Origin of the sequence: Pseudactinotalea sp., from assembly GCF_048594945.1 — a bacterium.
Classification (GTDB): domain Bacteria; phylum Actinomycetota; class Actinomycetes; order Actinomycetales; family Beutenbergiaceae; genus Pseudactinotalea.
Genome location: NZ_JBMDXJ010000041.1, coordinates 1 through 2452 on the forward strand (window position 1 = coordinate 1; position 2452 = coordinate 2452).

2 protein-coding genes and 1 pseudogene are annotated in these 2452 nt (G+C 71.5%); 2 read left to right on the forward strand and 1 reads right to left on the reverse strand.

The window, feature by feature from the left end; all coding sequences use genetic code 11:
- Together ACOJSN_RS01940 and purB are read left to right on the forward strand one after the other, a co-directional pair.
- Positions 1–180 (forward strand): annotated as a pseudogene (locus tag ACOJSN_RS01940) (glyoxalase); the annotation flags it as partial.
- 156 nt (positions 181–336) lie between these two features.
- Positions 337–1770: an adenylosuccinate lyase gene (gene purB, locus ACOJSN_RS01945; RefSeq protein ID WP_420110823.1), complete on the forward strand. Its 1434-nt coding sequence runs from the start codon at positions 337–339 to the stop codon at positions 1768–1770.
- Positions 1771–1794: 24 nt separating this feature from the next.
- On the opposite strand, the gene ACOJSN_RS01950 is transcribed toward purB, so the two are convergent.
- The coding region (locus ACOJSN_RS01950) for a class I SAM-dependent methyltransferase (RefSeq protein WP_420110824.1) at positions 1795–2452 on the reverse strand (658 nt) is incomplete at its 5' end.

Here is a 2452-nt window from a genome sequence, read left to right on the forward strand (position 1 = left end):
AACCACCTCGCGCTGCGGGTAGCCGACCGCGACGCGCTCGACCAGCTACGGGCGCAGGCACGCGCCCACGGCTGGTCCGAGCTGTTCGGTGAGGCGTACCCGCACGCCGGCGGCCCCGACCACACCGCACTGTTCCTCGAGAACGCGGAGGGTTTCGAGCTGGAGGTCGTCGCGGGCTGACGAATCGCGGGACACGCGTGGGAAAGGCGCCAGGGTGGACGGTTCTGCAACGCCGGCACGCTCCGAACGTGACATTCCACGCCCGGATGGACGGTTCTGCACGCCCGCCGACCCCGCGGCACACCGGACGCGCTCCGGTGCGGGAGGATGAGGCACGTGACCTCGCGCATCTCGTTCGCCGACCTCGAACCTCCGATCGCCCTCGGGCCCCTCGACGGGCGCTACCGCGGCACCGTGGCGCCGCTCGTCGATCACCTCAGTGAGGCGGCGCTCAACCGGGCGCGTCTGCATGTGGAGGTCGAGTGGCTGATCCACCTCACCTCGCGCGGGGTGCTCCCCGGCGCCCCCAGGCTCTCCGACGGCGAGATCGACTACCTGCGCGGCGTGGTCGCGACGTTCGGCTCCGACGAGATCGCCGAGCTCGCCGCCATCGAGGCCGAGACGCGCCACGACGTCAAGGCGATCGAGTACTTCCTCAAGCGCCGGCTCGCGGCCGCCGCGGAGTCCCTGGGCGAGAGCACTGCGCTGACCGGCGTCGGCGAGATCGTGCATATCTTCTGCACGAGCGAGGACATCAACAACCTGAGCTACGCGCTCACGGTGAGGGACGCCGTCGGGCAGGTCTGGTTGCCGGCGGCGACCGAGCTGACCGACCAGCTCGCCGACCTCGCGCGAACCAACGCCGAGGTGCCGATGCTCTCGCGCACCCACGGTCAGGCGGCCACGCCGAGCACGCTCGGTAAGGAGCTTGCCGTGCTCGCGCACCGGCTGCGCCGCCAGCTCGCGCGGATCGGCCGCGCCGAGTTCCTCGGCAAGATCAACGGCGCCACCGGCACCTACGGCGCGCACGCGATCTCGGTCCCGGGCGTGGACTGGGAGGTGGAGGCGGAGGCGTTCGTCACCGGGCTGGGCCTGACCTGGAACCCGCTGACCACGCAGATCGAGAGCCACGACTGGCAGGCGGAGCTGTACGCGGACATCGCCCGCTTCAACCGGGTGCTGCACAACCTGGCCACCGACGTGTGGACCTACATCTCGCTCGGCTACTTCGCGCAGAACCTCGCGGCGCAGGGGTCCACGGGCTCCTCGACGATGCCGCACAAGGTCAACCCGATCCGGTTCGAGAACGCCGAGGCGAACCTCGAGGTCTCGTGCGCACTGCTGGACACGTTGGCCGCCACGCTCGTGACCTCAAGGCTGCAGCGCGACCTCACCGACTCGACCACGCAGCGCAACATCGGCGTCGCGTTCGGCCACTCGCTGCTCGCGATCGACAACGTGCGCCGGGGCCTCGCCGGCCTCGACGTGGACGCGGCCGCCATGGAGCGTGACCTCGATGCCAACTGGGAGGTCCTCGGCGAGGCCGTGCAGTCGGCGATGCGCGCACAGCAGGTCGCGGGCATCTCCGGCATGGCTGACCCCTACGAGCGCCTCAAGGAGCTCACGCGCGGCCGCCGAGTCGACGCCGAGGGCATGCGTGCCTTCATCGCGGATCTCGGACTTCCCGACGACGTCCGGGATCGTCTCCTCGCTCTCTCACCCGCCGGGTACACGGGTATCGCCGCGAGCCTGGTGCGGCACCTGGGCTGAGCCGGATCGCCGTTCGACGGCGGGTCAGGCGGTCGCGGTCACCAGCCAACATGCGCCAGGGATGCGGACCACGCCGTCGACCGCGGCGGCCCGGATCTCCACCCGGGCATCCTCGACCAGCGCGTCCCACTGCGCCTCGGACAGCGTGGGGCGCAGCTGTGCCGCGGCGGTCCGCCATGTCCCGCCCGCGAGCGCCATCGCGAGCCGCTCATCCACGCCGTCGCTGTGGTCGAGGCCGTAGTCGAGCGTCACGTCGAGAGGCGAGATCTCGACGGCGTCCCAGCCGGCCTGGTCGAGGATGGTCCGGGTGTGGTCGGGGTCGGCCAAGGCGGTGGGCCCCGGTGCTCCCGGAGCGGGCTGCGGCAGTTCCATGTGAGCGAGCAGTGGCTGCACGCCGAGCGTGAAGACCGGGTTCTCCTCCGGGCCACGCCACACGGCGGCGGCCAGGCGACCACCGGGCGAGGTGGCGGCACGGATGTTGCCGAACGCCGCCGTCGGGTCCCCGAAGAACATGACGCCGAACCGGGAGAGCACGCGATCGAAGGCGGGTCCACCGCCGACGAGCGCGAGGAGATCGTCGGTCTGGGCATCGCCCACGGCGATCGTCGCCTCGGGGACCCGCGTCTGAGCGGCCTCGACCATACCGGGCGAGATGTCCACGCCGACCGCATCGGCCCCACGC